Here is a 17,711-nt window from a genome sequence, read left to right as displayed (position 1 = left end):
GAAATAATTAGATTTTTGTGACTTACCCATTACCAATTCCCCATTACCAATTACCCATTACCAATTACCAGCAAATAAATAACCAAGGAAAAACGAACAATGACTACTACAAAAGAAAGACCTACATTTTCAGTATTTGGAGCCAAACCGAGCAATGCTTTGCTAGTACCAGAAATCCCGATCGCAGTTCGCAACAACTGCCAAAGCGGCCAATGGGCGATCGGCGACACAGACTACGGTTCCAAGTGTTCGATCACCATCCTCAAATTTGCCAAATTCTTCGGTTCCCTCGGTCAAACTTCCCACACACTTTGGGGTCAACTTTGGTTCGTCGCAGAAACAGGCGAACTGCCCCAAGGAGTTGTGATGGTGACCTACATCAAAAACCGCAGCTTGAACGATTTTAACCGTTTAGTCGCATCAGTTCAATCGCGCGGCGTAGAGCCAGCAACCGGAATTTTTATCCCCGAATTTGTCAAACATTCCGGTCAAAAACCCGACGACAGCGGAGTAGTAAAACCGATTAATTACTACAGTTTAAAATGGTCGTGGATGGAGCGAAAAGACTGGGGAGTTATCGATCAAGCAGCAGCAGTTTTATCCGATCTGAGCAATCAATCGCGGATGATTGACTTGGAAGGAACCAGGGCTATGATTTGTTTAGATAACCTACCAGCAGCACAAGTTGCATCCTTGATGGCCGCTCACGCCAACGGTGAAAGCGATGCTATTGCTTTGAATTCCAACGGTAATATGTCGCTGCCATCAGCGGAAGACAGAGCAACTGCTGACTTGTTCTAATTTTGTGGAAAAGGCGCGATTTAATCGCGCCTTTTCCGTAACTGTGACAGCGAAAAGTAAAATGAAGAAATTAACGAAAATTAAAACCAAACCAAACCTGCAAGAAAGCCGTTTGCGAGAAAATTGCGAGCTACTCGACCAAATTCGGGCAGATACAATTAACGACATCGAAAGTCTCACCGAAGACTTCCAGCACATGAGTGTAGTTGCCGAATCTATCCGGCGAAATTACCAAGCTTTGCTCTCAGAAAATCAACTGCTTAAAGACACACTTGTAAGTATAGTTGACGATTGCGAGTGCTGGCAAGCCAATCGGTGCGCTCGCTGTAAAAAAATTCTCAAATCTCTTGAGAGCAATCATCCAAACTTCCCACCAAATGCAGCCAAAAAATATCGATCTATTCTCAGCCAACTCCGGAACTTAGGATAGTTCAACACGTCTTAGTAACAAGGTCTCGAAAAGTTTGAATCAGGAGCAACAAGCATTATGACACTAGCAAATGTTAAAGATAGCAAAGCCAAAATTTTGCAAAATTTTCAGCAGATTTTAGCTGAAAAGAAAAAAATTGAATCTAAAGTCGAAACGAAAGAACAATCAGCCGAAAAAGCTAAAAACAAACAACTCCTCGAAGTCGCCTCTACCTACACAATTGACAGCATTGTCAAAGGCTTGGCCGACTTACAATTAGATTTCGGTAGCATCACCAGCGGACTTTCCGAAAAACTGAAGGCGGAATCTTCAAAATTAGATGAGTTAAAAAAGGCGATCGACATTGAAGCTCAACAATTACAGGAGTTGCAGCAAATTCGAGTTGTAGCAGATGCCCTCCACATTTTAACTCAAGAGCATCAAGAAAAATTGACTGTACTCGAACAAAATGCTGCGAACCAACGTGAAATTATCGAAAAAGACACGACCCAAAAACGCAAGACTTGGGGGAAAGAACAGCAAGAATTTGACACCGCAGTTTCCGAAAAAACTGCATTCACAACTAAACAGCGCCAGCAGGAAGCGGCAGATTATCAATACGAATTGCAGCGCGATCGCAAAATTGAAACCGACGAATACGAAGAAACGAAGCGCAAACTAGAACGGGAATTGCAAGAGTCTACCCGCGAAAAAGATAAAAACTGGGCAGAAAGAGAAAAAGTCCTCAGCGACAATCAAGCGGAGTTTGAAAAGAATCAGACCAAAGCTGCGGGATTTGAAGAAGAACTCAAACAGGCTTACATCAAAGCTAAAGAAGAAGCAATTCAAGAAGTTTCCCGCGAAGCTAAAGTCAAGGCAGATTTAGCGGATAAAGAATGGGAAGGAAGCAAGCAGGGATATGAGTTGAAAGTACAATCTTTACAGCAGACAATGCAGCGCCAAACTGAACAAATCGCCGAAATTTCTGCACAACTGCAAGCTACGATGAAGCAAGCACAAGATTTGGCAATGAAAGCTTTTGCGAGCAAAGCTTAAAATCCGGTTGGTAGTGAGGCTTTTAGTCCTTTCCCCGGTTCGCAGTGAGGACTTTATTCATTATTTTCTCAACACTTGAGGACTGAAGTCCTTACTACGAAACAAATTCCCAAATATTAACAAATGAAAAGCCATGAACAAAAAACTTACGGACAAAAGCACTAAGGCTGAAATCTTAGAAGCGTACAAGGAAGCCGCGCAAGAAAAAGCTGCGTTAGAATTGCAAATTAAACAGCTAAATGCTTCTCCAAAACAACCATCAGCAGCAGCAGCAGCACCAGAAAAACCTATTGTGGAGGCACAAAAACCAATGGCTTTAAGTCAATCTCAACAAAAAATGCAGTCCACAATTGATAATTTAATCTTGCTACAATTTGGCTTTGGTGGCGCTGTCAGCGAGTTGTCGGAAAAATTAACTTCGGAAGCTGCTAAACTGGAAGAATTGCGGCGCACTGTGGGGGAGGAAGTTCAACAACTGCAAGAGTTGCACAGTTTAGAAGATGTTGCGGAAGATACGCTGGATAATTTAATTCAACAGTACGAACAAAGTGCGAAAACTTTTACTAACGAACTCACCGAACAGCGCGATACTGTTGAACAGGAATTGCTGGAACAGCGTCTAGCTTGGGAAAAAGAGCAGGAGTTGCAAAAGTTGGCTGTTACAGAACGCAATGAGAATCAGCAAAAAAATTGCGATCGGGATGAAGAGTTGTATGATTACGATCTGAATCTTCAGCGAGATTTGGATATCGAAGGATACGAACAGCGTCAGAAAAGACTGTATCAAGAAATTGAAGAGTTTCGTCAGGAACAGGAGAAACAGTGGGCGGAACGGGAAAAATCTATTTCGGAACGGGAAAAATTGTCTGCTGAAGTTAAGGCTAAGGTGGAAGCTTTCCCGAAGGAACTGGAAGCTAATATCAAGAATGGGAAAGATAATGGTCGCAATATTGGCAATTATCAAGCTAAGGTTAAGGCTGATTTGTCTGCTAAGGATATCGAGGGACAAAAGCAAAATTATGAATTGCAAATTCAAGGAATGTTGCAGACAATTCAAAATCAGGAATCGCGGATTGCGAGTTTGTCGAAACAGCTTGATTCTGCTTTGAAACAGGTTCAAGATTTGGCGGTGAAGGCGATTGAGGGTTCGTCGAATTTGAGTTCTTTCCAAGCTGTGAGGGAAATTGCGATCGAACAAGCCAAGACTCAGCAGAAAAATAAGTAATCCGCAGCGCTGTCAGCAGCTAAATAGGTTGCTTTAGATACCCGGTTTCTTGAAGAAGTCGGGTATCTGGGTATGGTCGGGAGAGATTTTTGCGATCGCCCGCGAACTGTGCAAAAATATAAGTATTTAGAATTAGGACAACTGCTATGGCTGATACTAACAACTTTGAACTGCGGGATATTCCGATATATTCTATCCCTCAAGCAGCACAATATCTCAGGCTGCGGAGAGATATGTTGCGACATTGGGTTGTTGGCTGGTACTCGCAAACAAAAACGGACAAGCACTTCTTTGAGCCGTTGATTGAGTTACCTCAACACAATAATCTTGAACTGCTGCCCCAGTCCAAAACTAGACTACTTTCTTTCACCAATTTGGTAGAGGCTCATGTGTTGATTGCTATTGTTAAGGCTACAGGCTTCTCCCGCCAGGAACTTAGTACGGCTCTCAAATGCGTCAACCGTAATTTTTCTAATCCTCACTTATACGCTCGAATTGAGTTTCAAGTCGAGGGAATTGCTCTTTTGTTTGAGAAATGCGGACAGAAGCTTGCAACATCGGACAGGAAGCAGGAAGCGAGGCAGATTCTAGACACTTATTTCGATCGCATTGTACGAGATGAAGCTGGATTACCTATCAAACTCTTCCCTTTCACGAAGCTACCAGGTTCCGACGAACCTAAAACAGTGATGATTGACCCCACAATCTCCTTTGGCCGCCCTGTTTTAGCTGGAACTGGCATTCCTACAGCTATGCTGGCAGAACGTTACAAGGCGGGTGATTCCATAGACGAACTTGCCGAGGACTACAATTGCTCGCGCCTCCAAATAGAGGAAGGTATTCGCTGCGAACTTCCGCTAGTAGCATGAATGAGATATTTTTTATTGACAGATGTTTAGGAAAAAAACTGGCAGATTCATTACGAAATGCGGGGGCGACAGTAGAAATTCATGACGATCATTTTAAGCAAGATGTCAAGGATGAGGATTGGCTGAGGATAGTTGGAGAAAGCAATTGGGTTGTACTTACAAAGGACAAGAAAATTGCTAGTCGTCCTTTGGAGTTATTGGCTGTGGCTCAAGGTAATGTACGGCTGTTTGCATTTGTGGGTGGCGATGTTTCTGGAGTTGTAGTGGCACAAGCTTTTGTAAATGCCTTGGAAAATATGCAACGATTTATTCGTGGGAATCAATCACCTTTCATCGCTAAGGTGTACCAGTCGGGTTTGGTAAAGCCCTGCAAGAACCGAAAAGAACTTTTGAGAATGCTCTAAAACCAGTGAGTAAATCATCCCAAATCAATCTCCCTTAGTGCAGTTTCCTAACTGTCTACTCCCACCAAGTCTTTAGAGAGCCTTAAACCCTATCTACAGCGATCGCATTTTTACTAAAAATATCGATCGCCCTGTGCACTTATCCAAACTGTCCCTATCTCTCCCGATCGCTTCATTTATACTCTCTATTATTGAAGTTAATGAACCAAAAGATATATTTTAGATAGAGGCATTATGCAGCAACAAATTGTACGTCAAAGAGATACTAATGCTTGGATTTTACAGTGCTGGGTTTCCTTTATTCTAGCTATTTCCACTACGGCTATAGGTGTCATTTATCTGCCCGTAGATATCTGGGTAAAAAGTTTCGTGGGTATGGGTTTAACTTTTTCGGTTGGTTCGTCTTTTACTTTAGCAAAAACGATTCGGGATAACAATGAGGCAACTAGATTGACTGCGAGAATTGATGAGGCTAGAGTTGAGAAAATTCTCGCGGATCACCATCCTTTGAAATAATCTGTTGTTCATAACTTGGGGGTTGACTCGGCGGTTGAAACCGCTGCTATACAAACGAAGTCCGCCTCCGCGGACTAAGAGTCGGAGAAAGTTATATTTTGTATAAAAAATGCCCGCGCAGGCGGGCTTTGTTTTTGTCGCCACAGGTTTCAAGCTGTGGATTTTGATTGTGGGTTTCAATAGTTGTGTTTGAACTTACGATCGCCCTTAGCCTTCTGGCGCTGGCGAACACCCGCCTGAACTGTAGCCATATCCACGGGAAAACCAACTACGGGAATCACCTGATCCTTACGCTCTTCTTCGAGGTTCTTGAGTTCGGTGTAGTCAACCCAGTGAATGCAATTTACCGGACAAGTGTCGATCGCCTCAGCAATCAACTCTTCGGAATCTCCGTCTTGTCGGACTACGCGCGATCGCCCGTAATCCGGCTCAATGTAGAAAGTATTGCGAGCAACATGGGCGCAATGCTTGCAGCCGATGCAGGTAATCTCGTCAACATAGACGCCTTTTTGGCGCAAAAATCCGCCCAACTCCGGTTCTAAACCAGTGCGATCGGGCGCATCCCGCAAAAATCCGCCCAACTCCGGTTCTAAACCAGTGCGATCGCCTGCTGTATCTATTCCGAGTCCAGAAAGCTCAGACATTTAGATCCCTCACAATATTGACACTCCCCGACCTAAAGGTACGGGGATTCTTAAGACATTTCTGTCAAAATATCCCGCGCAAGCGTGGGTTCCCAGGCTGACTACGTTTGCACTCTCAAGTGCGTAGTCATATCTCCTCAAAAATGTTTTGGGCGTAGACTTTCCCCCAGTCCGGGGGTAGGTTTTTAAATCTTGTCTGATTTGTTTATCCTACCATATTCATTTTTAAACAGTTGACAGTTGACAGTTGACAGTTGACAGTTGACAGCGAAGTGATAAGAACGGAGATTTAAACTCCGTTCTTATCACAATCTGCCTAAAGGCAGGGGCTTCAAACCCCCGCTATTCGGTGAAGATGGATTTTTTATTTTACTTAAAAATGGCAAAAAGCCGTGCTACAAGGACAGGGTTTTCAACCCAATTTTCTGATAATAAATAAGTCCGCACGGGCGGACTTGAGATGAGACTTGAATTGTAAAAATCTCAAACAACCCTTAAGCGCACCAGCGCTGAACCACCAAGCGGATCGAACCGTCTTGATTTTGCTTTTGCTCAGAAACTTGGAAACCCTGCTTAGCGCTTTCATTCACCACAGTATGGTAAGCGTAGCGCTGAGTCACCTTATTCAGAAAACGATCGACAGACCAAGCTTGCTGCCAAAATTGCAAATCCGCCACCAATTCATACTCAGTCCCGTTCCAGCTAAAACCTAAGTCATAGCCGTTTTTTTGCTCAATCACCACCTCAGCAGTGCTGGTGAGGCCGCGATAGCCGCGCACCTCAGTGGGGCCAGACTTCCAGTCGATACCCAAGTCAGTTAAAGCAGCTTCCAAAGAATTCAAATTGCGGATCTGGGTTTTAATTTGGCTAAAGTGTGACATGGTGGTTCCAAAAAAATTTAAGTGAACTGAACAAAAAAGATTACCAATCGCTAAAAGCCACTTGGGCCGTCGCTTCGGCTGACTGATGCAGCACTTGCGCGAAATATTCAGATGTTGACTCTTGATGAAGCACCACACCGAGCTGGGCTTCAATTGCTGCCGTTACCTCAGCGCAGGAAGCACCGACAATGCCGGTGACTGTTTCCTGTACGCGGCCATCTGGATAAATGACAAATTCTAGTGTTTCCATAATCCGGGCTGACTGAATAGGAACAATAATGACACCGACACCAGCAAGCCGGGGACGATGCCTCCTGAGGTCGCTTCTTAAGAGTTGGCGGACTGACAAACCGCTATATCAATTTTGACTAATTGATAGGTTTTGAGTCACAACTTAACAGAAGTTATTAATAGGTAGAAGCAATACATCAGTTGTATGTAAAGTTTCGCGTACATTGTGACACCAGTCAAGTTGATTTTAGATTTTAGATTTTAGATTTTAGATTTTGAAGCCAAAAGTATAAATTCTCCCACTGTCCGACTCTCCCCTTTAATTCCCCCTGGGGTCTAAAACGTCTCGCAGCCCGTCGCCTAAAAGGTTGAAACCCAGAACTGTCAAGGTAATCAGCAAACCGGGAAACAAAATCGTCCAAGGAGACGAAAGAGCGTATCCGCCTTTGAAAGCATCGGAAAGCATCGTCCCCAACTCTGGGGCTGGTGGCTGCGCGCCCAAACCGAGAAAACCCAAACCAGCAGCTTCTAGCGTCGCTGTACCTGTGGAAAGAGTTGCTTGTACAACAAGCGGGGCGAGACTTCCCGGCAAAATGTGGCGAAAAATAATCCGCAAGTCGCTGGCGCCTAAGGCCTTGACAGCTAACACAAATTCTTGTTCTCGCAGGGATAGCACCATGCTGCGTGTGAGGCGGATGTAAATCGGAATTTGGACGACGCTGACGGCGATAATTACGCTTTGCAAGCTGGGCCCGGTGACGGTAACAATGGCGATCGCCAGTAAGATCGAAGGGAAAGCTAGCAAAATATCCGCCAAAATCCCGATCGCACCTTCCACCCACCCTCGAAAATACCCAGCGAAGAGCCCCAACAGAGAGCCCACAAATAATCCCGCACCCACAGAAACCAGGCTGACAATCAAAGATATCCCCAATCCGTGCCATACCCGCACCAGCAAATCTCGCCCCAAACTGTCGGTTCCGAACCAATGTTTGACGCTAGGAGCCACTAAGCGCGACAAATAATCGCGATCGACCGCAGCATTATAAGGGTAAATTAGGGGGGCTAACACTGCCACAACAATCAGCGCTACAGTCAAAATTAAGCCGATTTTCCCAGAGGTCGATCGCCCAAATCGCTGCCAAGCAGGCTGTGAAAATATTAAATTTTTATGCAATTTTCGATTGTCCATTGAGTGCTGTCACCAAAAAACTGAGGACTTTGCACAAATTATTAAAATAAATTAACGATCGCGATCGGCAACGACGGAGCAGCCATCGCAGAAATCTTAACAGGACTTCCGCCTAGGAGTGAGGAAAAAACCCGGTTTCTCGCAGAATATTCGGTTTGGTAACGAGGTATCTAGGAAGAAACCGGGTTTTTAGCCATTTGGTGCGTCCAAGAGTGAAAAACCAGAACGATCGCAGTTTTTATAGCCAATGGCAGATGCCAAATGCCCGATCCCTTCGTAAAAGACCCTTTAAGATATAGATAACAAGATAATTTTAAAAGCGCATGACATCAACCCTACTCAAAGCCTCCTCCAAATCGCCCCTCAACGCCCCAACAGTGCGCCATTTCCCCAACGGCCTCACAGTTATAGCCGAACACTTGCCGGTCGATGCCGTTAACCTCAGCGTGTGGATGAATTTAGGCTCAGCCGTTGAATCCGACGAAATCAACGGTATGGCGCACTTTTTAGAACACATGATTTTTAAGGGAACTCCCAGCATTCCGAGCGGAGAATTTGAGCGGGCGATCGAACAACGCGGCGCTGTCACTAATGCAGCTACCAGCCAAGATTACACGAACTATTACATCACTACAGCTCCTAAAGATTTTGCCGAACTAGCCCCGCTGCAAGTCGATGTCTTGCTCAACGCCAGCATTCCCGATGACGCCTTCGATCGCGAACGGCTGGTAGTATTAGAAGAAATTAGACGATCCGAAGACAATCCGCGCCGCCGCACCTATCAGCGATCGATGCAATTAGCCTTTGAAGTCCTGCCCTACAAACGACCCGTACTCGGCCCGACTTCCGTCATCGAAAATCTTACCGCCCAACAAATGCGGGATTTTCACAGCAGCAGATACCAGCCAGGGGCGATGACAGCAGTCGCTGTAGGTAACTTGCCGGTCGATCGACTAATTGAAATTGTCGCAGAAAGTTTTGCCGCCAAAAGCACAGCACAAAACAGCACCATAAATCTGCCCGCCGTCAGCAGCTTTCACCCAGAATCGGAAATTCTCAACTACGGCCAAGAATCGCCATTTACCGAAACAGTCCGCCGCGAATTTGTAGACTCAGCACTTCAGCAAGCCCGACTGATTGTCATGTGGCGGGTGCCAGGTTTCGTGGAAATGTCCGAAACCTATGCCCTCGACGTTTTGGCGACAGTCTTGGGCCACGGGCGCACAACTCGCTTGGTTAAGGATTTGCGCGAAGACAGAGGGCTAGTCTCGTCAATTTCAGTCAGCAACATGACTCAGCGGCTGGGCGGTGTATTCTCGATTTCTGCTCAACTAGCGACAGAAAATATAGAAGAAGTGGAAGCAGCCATCGTCGGACACATCCGCACCCTGCAAACCGAACTGGTGACAGATGCCGAAATTTCCCGCATCCGCACCCAAGTAGCAAATCGGTTTATCTTCGGTAACGAAACTCCGAGCGATCGAGCAAGTTTGTACGGTTACTATCAGTCGATGGTAGGAGATATCGCTCCCGCCCTCAACTATGCCGCCTGCATCCAAGCTCAAACTGCCGAGGATCTTCGGGAAGCCGCCGTCAAATACCTATCTCCCGACGCGATGGGTGTGGTGGTAATTCGCCCCAGCGAAGCATAAAATCGACTTTTTGCTAAACAGCGCGATCGTTTCATGGCTAAGCTAGGGAGACTTGCAACGGCACAAAAAAGTTAAATTATCGTCATCTTAGATTAGAGAATACTGCGTCATATCACGTCCGATCTACGATCGTCACAAAAAAAGGTTCGTAGTACGGACTTTAGTCCGCAACTTAAGAGCGGACTAAAGTCCGTACTACGAACCAATCTTATTGCGATCGATCGACCGGACACGATATCAAGTTCGATCGGCTGTCGCCTTAAAGGTTTGTATCGAATCATGAATACAAAGCCCTTAAGGTGCGGACGATCGGTAAAATTGCCGTAATTTTCTGAGAGGATAAACTTGGAATCATTGAAGCGCGCAGGGAATCATGAAATTACAAAACTTTCTCAAGTCAAAAATTAGGTATGATTCTAGGGCGATCGCTGCGGACGACGAACTGAGCCGCCAAATTCAAAGTCGCCTCATTGACCTAGGTTTACTGAAACCTCCAGTAGACGGCATCTTTGGCCCTCTTTCTACCGCAGCCCTCCACCGATTTCAAACCCTGATGAAGTGCGGCGAGCCGGGTTTTTTGGGAGCAATCACAGCCCAAAAGCTGATCGAAACCAAACCGGCGGACATTCCCAAACCTCGCCCCATCCTGAAAATCCTCAAAGACACAATTTTTAAATCAAAACCGCTGGCGTCTTCTCAACTTCAGGAAGCGGAAAAACAAGTAATCCCAGCGGGAAAAGAGTTTGAACTGCTGGCTTTTGCTCCGATTCGCGGCCATATTAGAGTTGCTCTCCGCAACGAGTCTTTCAAAGGTTCAGGGATTTGGTATGTTTACGGAGGACACGCTCAAGTTACTCTAGACGGCGTTTTGCTGTATCCCAAACCGAATCCGCCGACTGTCAGACTGGGCATTCCTTATCGATCGCAAATGGATAACTTGTACAATCCTACAGGTTCTTGCAATGTTACTTCCATCGCGATGTGTTTGGACTTTTTGAGAGTTCCCCGGCGCCAAAAAACCGGACAATATGAAGATGAACTCTACCAATATGCGATCGACAAAGGTTACAGTCGCTGGGAACCGAGAGATTTAGCCAAAATTGTTAGAGATTACGGCGCTCAAGATTACTTTACCGAGAATGCAACGATTGATGACGTTCAAGATTGGCTCGCCAGCGGAAATCCCGCTGTCATCCACGGATACTTCACGTCTTTCGGTCACATTATAGTTGCCACAGGCTACGACAGCGAAGGATTCTTCGTTCACGATCCCTATGGCGAATGGTTCCCCACGGGTTATGACACAACTGTCAGCGGTTCTTACTTGCACTATTCCTATCGCTTAATCCGCAGCGTTTGTATGGCTGATGGGAATTTTTGGGTGCATTTTATCTCGAAGTAGTTATTGGTTATTGGTTATTTGTTATTTGTTATTGGTAATAACTAACCAATAGAACCCTCCCAAAATGCCAATTTTGAACAGGCAGGATGCCTGTTCCACAACAATTATGGGAGATGTCTAATAATTGACTGTTAACAGTAGTCAGTTGATAGTTGTAAACCGGAGTATCTCATTTTTATAAAAAGCATTTGTCTTATTATAGTGCTGTCCCCGCTCGCGTATTGTACAATACGCGAGCGGGGACGCTCGCACTATAGATAAAAAACGCGAGCGGGGACGCTCGCACTATAGATAAAAAACTGAGATGCTCCCACTGACAACTGTCAACTGTCAACTGTCAACTGTCAACTGTCAACTGTCAACTGTCAACTGTCAACTGATTTTCATACTTAAATCCAGCCAAGTCGATCGCGTAATTGGAGCACTCGTAGAAATATAGTCAACTCCGGTTTCCGCCACACTCCGAATAGTTTCCAAAGTCACATTCCCGGAAGCTTCAATTTTTACCCGATCGCTCTTTTCCCGAATTATTGCCACAGCCTGCCGCATCAAATCGAAGGACATATTATCTAACATGATGATATCCGCCTTGTGCTGCAAAGCTGTCTCCACCTCCGCCAGAGTTTCCGTTTCAACTTCGATCGTCAGCGGATAGGGGATAGAATTGCGAATTAGGGCGATCGCCTCGGCAATTCCCCCAGCCGCCGCAATATGATTGTCTTTAATCATCACCGCATCATCTAATCCCATGCGGTGATTGCAAGCACCGCCGACTTGAGTCGCGTATTTTTCCAACAATCTCAATCCTGGTGTTGTCTTGCGGGTATCCACTAATTGCACGGGCAAATCGGCAATTTTGTCAACATATTTTTGAGTTAAAGTAGCGATGCCGCTCAAACGCATTGCCAAGTTTAATGCAACTCTTTCTCCGGTTAGCAGCGCATCGAAATTGCCGGAAATCTCGGCGATTACTTCTCCTTTTTCGCACAGTTTCCCTTCGGGTACTTGGGGTATGAAACTGAGGCTGCTGTCTAAAAGTTTAAATGTGCGATGTGCGATCGGCAATCCAGCGACGACTCCAGCCTCCTTGACAATCCATTTAGCAGTACCCTGGATGCTGGCTGCGGGGAATAAAGCCGATGTTGTGCGATCGCCCCTACCGATATCTTCTAGCAGCCAGTTGTGCAGTAGGGAGTCTAAAACTATCCAAGGTGGCAATATTGCTGTCATGTTTTTGTCGGTTGTTATATCAATAGGAATTACGCATCAAAACCCAAGAAACCGGGTTTTTGCGATTGAATTGGGCTGTAACAAAGAATCTCGGAAAAAACCCGGTTTCTGACTACCCGTGCGTCTAGGACTGCTACTAGGAATAATAGTCGATCGGGTGATTTTCGGCAAGTTGCAGAATGATGATGGTGTGAGTGCGATTTTGGGCGATCGGGCTAGATAATCGGCTATTCTGTTGCTGACATTGGGTTTTGGTGCTTTAATGGAGTAGATGGGGCGATCGCGAGCAGAAACCATGATACAGCCAGTCATTTTAGAAAAATTAGAAGAACTCCCTGAGTCTCTTCAGACAGAAGTGCTTCATTACATTGAGTTTTTGATAGAAAAGCAGGCTAAAAACTCAACCCAAGAAAAGCCAACAAAGAAGCGTCGAGTTGCCGGAACAATGAAAGGAATGTTTGTTCTACCGCTGCCTGATGACTTTGATGAGCCGCTTGAGGATATGAAGGAATACATGGTTAACCGATACGCCCAAGAGGCTCCTCAAACCGAAAAAGCTGCCAAGCGAGGCGGACTGGGAATTTGGAAAGATAAAATCTCGATGTCTGATGATTTTGATGAACCTCTCGAAGATTTAAAGGATTATATATAAACATGAATATTATACTGGATACCCATACTTTTCTCTGGTACTTGGAAGACAGTAAAGAATTAAGTTATAAAGCAGCATAAATTATTGAATATCGCCCTTAGCTATGATAATTCACGCAATATTTTGTCGATTACCGCATCCGGCAAACCAAGCAACTGAGCGATTTGAGATGGTTCGATACCTTGACTGTGCAATTTGCAAACGACTTCAGCGACATCAATTTCCAGCCGTTCGATCTGAGTTTTGAATTTCGATTCAGTGGGGCGATTGTTGTCAGAGTTGCTAGGTCCAGAAGGACAGGGTTTGAGGTTGAGGGTGTGAACGTATTTGACGTATTGATGAATATAATCTCTGCCGAAGTTTGAAGTATTGCTGATATTTCTACGATCTAGCGCAGCTTTGAGATTGCCTTTTTGCATCTCTTCATCCATCACTGCGGAGAGAGTTTTGAGCAGCTTGTAGCCGACTTCTCGGACATATTTTGTAGTGTAGCGGGTGTCGCGGGCGATCGTTTCGTAGGTTTTGCCATCATACATTCCCTGCAACACTAACTGTTGTAGCGTGTTGAGATGTTTGCCTGTTTTTTCAAATATTAGACCATCGACCAATTTCAGCAGTTCGTTATCGTCAGGGACGGCTTGCAACGGGCGATCGTCGTTGGGCTGCATGGGTTAAGTGAAGAAATATAAAGTTAAGGAAACTTCGGGCTTTTTCAGTCTTTTTCGGGCTTTTTCAGCCATGACATAGATGAGACAGGTGAGGTAGATTTCTTAAATCACCAACACAAACCAACAGTGTATGCCTGACAATTTAGCTTTGCTGGACAAGAACGATGACATATTGAACGGTAGCAGCACCAAGGATCGAGAGGATTGTGGCTGTGGATCGAAAAAAGCCGCGACTCAAGAGACGCTATCAAATTCTCAGAATATCCAGAATATCTTTAGCTTGGGAAGCAACGATACGCTAGAAAGTTCTGTCACGCAAGACTTTTTGAATGGTAACACAGGAAACGACTTTATCTCCGGTAGTGCTGATGGCGATATTGGGCGATCGACTTCTCAAGTCGGTAGTGGCTCACTTTCGATCGATGGTAGTGCTTACATTTTGACAGAGGGAAGCGACACATTTACGATTCCCCTTGGCTTGCTCGATACTCTTTTAGGTGGTTTGCGAGGCTTAGGCGGTGCGGATTCGATTACAGGCTCAGAATCCGGGGATATCGTCTATGGCGACGAAGGAAATGACCGAATTGAGGGCCGAGGTGGTGCTGATTTGCTCAAGGGTGGCGCGGGAAACGATTTTCTGAACGGAAATCAAGGGAACGATAATCTTTCCGGCGGCGAAGGGAACGACACAATTTATGGGGGAAAGGGTGATGACTTAATAGACGGTGGCAATGGTGATGATGTCCTGTACGGTGACTTTGGGATAGATACTTTGACTGGCAGTACGGGTCAAGATATTTTTGTTTTGCCCAGTGGTAGTGCTGCGATCACGACCTCTGCTGCCGATATAATCACCGACTTCAATAAAGGCGATGATTTTATTGGATTAACTGACGGTTTAACAGAAGCAGGAGTGACTTTAGAAGCAGCTTCTATCGTACCAGGAAGTTCAGATACGGTAATTAAAAATAGTGCTACTGGTGCGATCTTGGGTCGAGTTGCAGGAGTGTCACCAACAGACGTGCGAGGACGCTTAGTAAAAGCAAACATTGTAACTTATGACATCCCAAAAGCCAGACAGATATCAGCCGATACTTATGAAATGACTCTTGCAGGCAGTGATGGAAGTCAGTTTGTTTCTACCATCAAAAAAACTGACACTCAAGTGTATCAGGAATCTGTCAGATACACACCATCGAATCAGGGCAACAGTGGCCTTCAACCATTCACAGTTCGCTACAATCCAGATGGGACAAGAGGCGAACTTCAAAAAGCAGGTTCCTCCAACTCAGTTATCCTGCAACGAATTGACAATAAATCAGGCAGCGTAATAGAGAAAAGTGCGACAGGCGAAACCGAAGTTGGGAAAATAGGAGACTTTGGAACTGACTTTGCCAGAAATTTAGCATTAGAGATTAGTTGCATTTTTGGCAAAGGTTTTTGTGACGCATTTGAGCAAACAGCAGATATGGTAAGTAAATGGAAAGATGGTGCTGCAAAGGTTGGATCTGTGTTGGAAAAATTTCGATTACCAGTAAATGGGAGTAGCAGTGCCATTGAGGAATTTGAAGTAATCAGTCAAACTTCTGGTGTTATTTGTACAGCTTTGTTTGGCAACGACGAAGCCCTCAAAAAAGCAGTAACAGGAGCGGCCGAAGATAAAATTCCTCTTCCTGGGCCACTGACAAAACTTCTTAAGATTGGCGATTCAGTTCAAAACTTATTTAGTGGCATCAACAAATTTTTCTTTGATGGTAAAGGCGAACTATCATCTAATCTTCGCAAAGAATTAGGAATCAATGCTTGCGATCCGCAATCTCCGACAGTTCCGCCACCGCCAAGTACAAATCCAAGTCCCCCAGCACCAGCCACTGCCTCCTTAAAAATAGAGATAAAACCGTCTGCTATCCCTTATCTGGGGACTGCTAACCTGAATGTCAAATACTCGAATCCGGCCAACGACAGCAGAATTGTAGAGATCACGGGTAGTGGTCAAAAAGGTCTGGGATCTACCAGTTTTCTAATTCCAGAAGATAAAAAGGGTCAAGGAGAGTTAAATTTCACTTTGACAAATCGCGGGAGAGAGCTAGGAGGACCGGGTAGTGAAAGCTTGGATAATTTCTTAGACGTTGGGATTGGGAATGGACGGGGAGGAGGACTATTTGCTAATGATTACAAACAACTATCATTCGATCTTCTTGGAGCTCCTAATCCCCTAGATTTCTTGGAGAACGTCTATACGGTTACTTCGGTAGAGGGCTTGACGCGGCGATAACGGCTATAATCGGGCGGGCACGGGGGCACCGCCCCTACGGTCATTCGGCATTTCCAGTGTGATGTGGAGTTGGTTTAAGGGCGATATTGAATAAAAATTGTAAGGGCGGGTTCACCGATCGCTCTTGCCACCCACCGATAATCTTGATAAACCCGCCCTTCCCAACCGATAACTGCGATCGCAATTAAAGAAACAAACTAATATCCACGTGGAAAAAATCGGCTAATTTTCTGGCTTCATCTATTTCGATCGCCCTTCCACTAACAAAAACTTTATCAACCTCAGTTTCCGTTCCCAAAACAGGAATCAGATCGGATTTGTCCAAATCTCTCGCATCCATTAAATGTTGCAACATTGAACCACCATTTCCTGCGGGAATTGGATAATTTTCAGCCTCAAATTTTTCAATCAGCGTTATCAAAAGCTCCAGAAATAGCTCTTCCTCCTGCGATCGCATAGGGCCGTGTTCCAGTTCGCAAGCGAGAGCGATCGCAGCCTCGTTTTCTGCTTCATTGGCGATCGGTTTTGGTTGATACCGAACCACTAAATCTGTATAAGATTTTGCATCAAAAGTACGGATCATTTTTCCACTCATCCTTACTTAGATTTGCACAGGTAGCGATCGCTTTCCCTGTTTAAGCTACAGTAAAAGCTATATTTTCTAGCACCACATTAGGTACATTTCCACTACCTAAAACCTGTGTAGCATCTAAAACTTCTATCCCTACCAATAACTCATTTTCCCCAATATTTAAAGCAATTTCGTCAGTTAACTGTAAAGTGCGACACTGATGCTTACCTTCTACAAGTCTAATATAGAGAGCGTCAATTTCGGAATCATAACTAATCTTCATAAATTTTCACCTCAAAAATAAAAAGTATATACTGTGATAACGACTAACTCAGTATCAGTCTCAGCAACAATCGGTACTACTTTCTTGAGAGAGTAGAACTTATCCTGCCAATCATTATTATACTGAAAAGTAGCTTGATATTTGTACCTACCATTTTTAGCAGGTTGTCGATTACCCGTCATAATGGTATCAATAATTTCTGATTCATTTGTACCTCTTTCAATCGCTTGTTCCTGAGCATGATTAGTTAATCTAATAGGTTTCACTTTTTATTGCCCAATAAATTAAAAGTTTAAATTGCTGATTCACAATGAGTAACAACTTCCCCAAAAAACTAAAGCTCCTTTCCGTTGTTGTGGGAAAAGAGCTTTAATTTATTATTAACCTGGCACCGAGCTATTTTACCGGGCAGTGACCCGCCGAGTATCTTCGCCATAGCAACGTTTAACAACCGAGTTCGGGATGGATCGGAGTGGTTCCATTACATCATAAGCACCAGGAAAGCTTTGAAAACTTTGAATCCTGTGTCTGCGTTAAACTTGATGCGCTGCATCTCTTTCGCTCGACATTTATTACGTTACCAAACTCGCCTAAGTTTGTCAACCCCTTTTTTAAACTTTTTTTTGCTGAGATGTTGCACCTTTATCGCTGAACAGGCAAGATGCCTGTTCCACAAACAGTAAATTCTCTTGTGGGGTGGGCCGGAGAGCCCGCCCGCACCAACAGGCAAGATGCCTGTTCCACAAACAG

The 17,711-nt window shown here is 44.8% G+C and carries 20 protein-coding genes and 1 rRNA gene; 11 read left to right on the top strand and 10 right to left on the bottom strand.

All coding sequences use genetic code 11. The features are described from left to right. Positions 1–99 precede the first annotated feature (99 nt). From JGK36_RS07295 to JGK36_RS07265, 7 genes are all read left to right on the top strand, one after another. The gene (locus JGK36_RS07295) at positions 100–801 is read left to right on the top strand and encodes a hypothetical protein (protein ID WP_293175332.1); all 702 of its coding nucleotides are present in this window, start codon (positions 100–102) and stop codon (positions 799–801) included. A gap of 61 nt (positions 802–862) precedes the next feature. Then, complete coding sequence (locus JGK36_RS07290) at positions 863–1,231, top strand: hypothetical protein (RefSeq protein WP_293175334.1); 369 nt, start codon at positions 863–865, stop codon at positions 1,229–1,231. A 57-nt stretch (positions 1,232–1,288) separates the two neighbouring features. Continuing rightward, a complete protein-coding gene (locus tag JGK36_RS07285; protein WP_293189454.1) occupies positions 1,289–2,266 on the top strand; it encodes a hypothetical protein in 978 nt (325 codons plus the stop codon). 133 nt (positions 2,267–2,399) lie between these two features. Next, positions 2,400–3,491: a hypothetical protein gene (locus JGK36_RS07280; RefSeq protein ID WP_293189456.1), complete on the top strand. Its 1,092-nt coding sequence runs from the start codon at positions 2,400–2,402 to the stop codon at positions 3,489–3,491. A 146-nt stretch (positions 3,492–3,637) separates the two neighbouring features. Then, a complete protein-coding gene (locus JGK36_RS07275) occupies positions 3,638–4,360 on the top strand; it encodes a DUF433 domain-containing protein (RefSeq protein WP_293175340.1) in 723 nt (240 codons plus the stop codon). Next, entirely contained in the window at positions 4,357–4,764 is a 408-nt protein-coding gene (locus tag JGK36_RS07270; protein WP_293175342.1) for a hypothetical protein, read from the top strand. The genes JGK36_RS07275 and JGK36_RS07270 overlap by 4 nt, the downstream gene beginning before the upstream one ends. 234 nt (positions 4,765–4,998) lie before the next feature. Continuing rightward, entirely contained in the window at positions 4,999–5,280 is a 282-nt protein-coding gene (locus JGK36_RS07265) for a YiaA/YiaB family inner membrane protein (protein WP_293149023.1), read from the top strand. Between the two features lie 176 nt (positions 5,281–5,456). Here the strand turns inward: JGK36_RS07265 and JGK36_RS07260 are convergent, their stop codons facing one another. From JGK36_RS07260 to JGK36_RS07245, 4 genes are all read right to left on the bottom strand, one after another. Then, positions 5,457–5,924, bottom strand: a complete 468-nt coding sequence (locus tag JGK36_RS07260; RefSeq protein WP_293175344.1) for a ferredoxin — start codon at positions 5,922–5,924, stop codon at positions 5,457–5,459. 494 nt (positions 5,925–6,418) lie between these two features. Beyond that, complete coding sequence (locus JGK36_RS07255) at positions 6,419–6,805, bottom strand: DUF1257 domain-containing protein (protein WP_293175346.1); 387 nt, start codon at positions 6,803–6,805, stop codon at positions 6,419–6,421. A 40-nt stretch (positions 6,806–6,845) separates the two neighbouring features. Next, complete coding sequence (locus JGK36_RS07250) at positions 6,846–7,055, bottom strand: DUF2997 domain-containing protein (protein WP_194071124.1); 210 nt, start codon at positions 7,053–7,055, stop codon at positions 6,846–6,848. 300 nt (positions 7,056–7,355) lie between these two features. Further along, positions 7,356–8,228: an ABC transporter permease gene (locus tag JGK36_RS07245; protein WP_293189458.1), complete on the bottom strand. Its 873-nt coding sequence runs from the start codon at positions 8,226–8,228 to the stop codon at positions 7,356–7,358. Between the two features lie 323 nt (positions 8,229–8,551). Between JGK36_RS07245 and JGK36_RS07240 the strand changes: the two genes are divergently transcribed. After that, entirely contained in the window at positions 8,552–9,880 is a 1,329-nt protein-coding gene (locus tag JGK36_RS07240; protein ID WP_293189460.1) for a pitrilysin family protein, read from the top strand. A gap of 373 nt (positions 9,881–10,253) precedes the next feature. Then, positions 10,254–11,282: a C39 family peptidase gene (locus JGK36_RS07235; RefSeq protein WP_293189462.1), complete on the top strand. Its 1,029-nt coding sequence runs from the start codon at positions 10,254–10,256 to the stop codon at positions 11,280–11,282. Positions 11,283–11,654: 372 nt separating this feature from the next. On the opposite strand, the gene nadC is transcribed toward JGK36_RS07235, so the two are convergent. Beyond that, on the bottom strand, positions 11,655–12,512 hold the full coding sequence (gene nadC / locus JGK36_RS07230; RefSeq protein WP_293196608.1) for a carboxylating nicotinate-nucleotide diphosphorylase: 858 nt from the start codon (positions 12,510–12,512) through the stop codon (positions 11,655–11,657). Between the two features lie 295 nt (positions 12,513–12,807). On the opposite strand from nadC, the gene JGK36_RS07225 reads away from it, so the two are divergent. Continuing rightward, a complete protein-coding gene (locus JGK36_RS07225; RefSeq protein WP_293189466.1) occupies positions 12,808–13,164 on the top strand; it encodes a DUF2281 domain-containing protein in 357 nt (118 codons plus the stop codon). A 101-nt stretch (positions 13,165–13,265) separates the two neighbouring features. Here JGK36_RS07225 and JGK36_RS07220 read toward each other — a convergent pair whose 3' ends face one another. Further along, positions 13,266–13,832 (bottom strand): hypothetical protein, encoded by a 567-nt coding sequence (locus JGK36_RS07220; protein WP_293189468.1) that lies wholly within the window; start codon positions 13,830–13,832, stop codon positions 13,266–13,268. A gap of 130 nt (positions 13,833–13,962) precedes the next feature. Between JGK36_RS07220 and JGK36_RS07215 the strand changes: the two genes are divergently transcribed. After that, a complete protein-coding gene (locus JGK36_RS07215; protein WP_293196606.1) occupies positions 13,963–16,107 on the top strand; it encodes a calcium-binding protein in 2,145 nt (714 codons plus the stop codon). Between the two features lie 184 nt (positions 16,108–16,291). On the opposite strand, the gene JGK36_RS07210 is transcribed toward JGK36_RS07215, so the two are convergent. From JGK36_RS07210 to rrf, 4 genes are all read right to left on the bottom strand, one after another. Continuing rightward, positions 16,292–16,702: a transcriptional regulator gene (locus JGK36_RS07210; RefSeq protein ID WP_293196604.1), complete on the bottom strand. Its 411-nt coding sequence runs from the start codon at positions 16,700–16,702 to the stop codon at positions 16,292–16,294. 40 nt (positions 16,703–16,742) lie between these two features. Continuing rightward, positions 16,743–16,961 (bottom strand): DUF2283 domain-containing protein, encoded by a 219-nt coding sequence (locus JGK36_RS07205; protein ID WP_106332875.1) that lies wholly within the window; start codon positions 16,959–16,961, stop codon positions 16,743–16,745. Between the two features lie 11 nt (positions 16,962–16,972). Beyond that, on the bottom strand, positions 16,973–17,227 hold the full coding sequence (locus tag JGK36_RS07200; protein WP_293196602.1) for a DUF4258 domain-containing protein: 255 nt from the start codon (positions 17,225–17,227) through the stop codon (positions 16,973–16,975). Positions 17,228–17,344: 117 nt separating this feature from the next. Then, a 5S ribosomal RNA gene (gene rrf, locus JGK36_RS07195) occupies positions 17,345–17,461 on the bottom strand. Between the last annotated feature and the right edge of the window lie 250 nt (positions 17,462–17,711).

The sequence above is a fragment of the Microcoleus sp. PH2017_35_SFW_U_B genome (genome assembly GCF_020737865.1).
Taxonomy (GTDB): Bacteria; Cyanobacteriota; Cyanobacteriia; order Cyanobacteriales; family Microcoleaceae; genus Microcoleus.
This window is presented reverse-complemented; position numbering and strand designations above follow the sequence as displayed.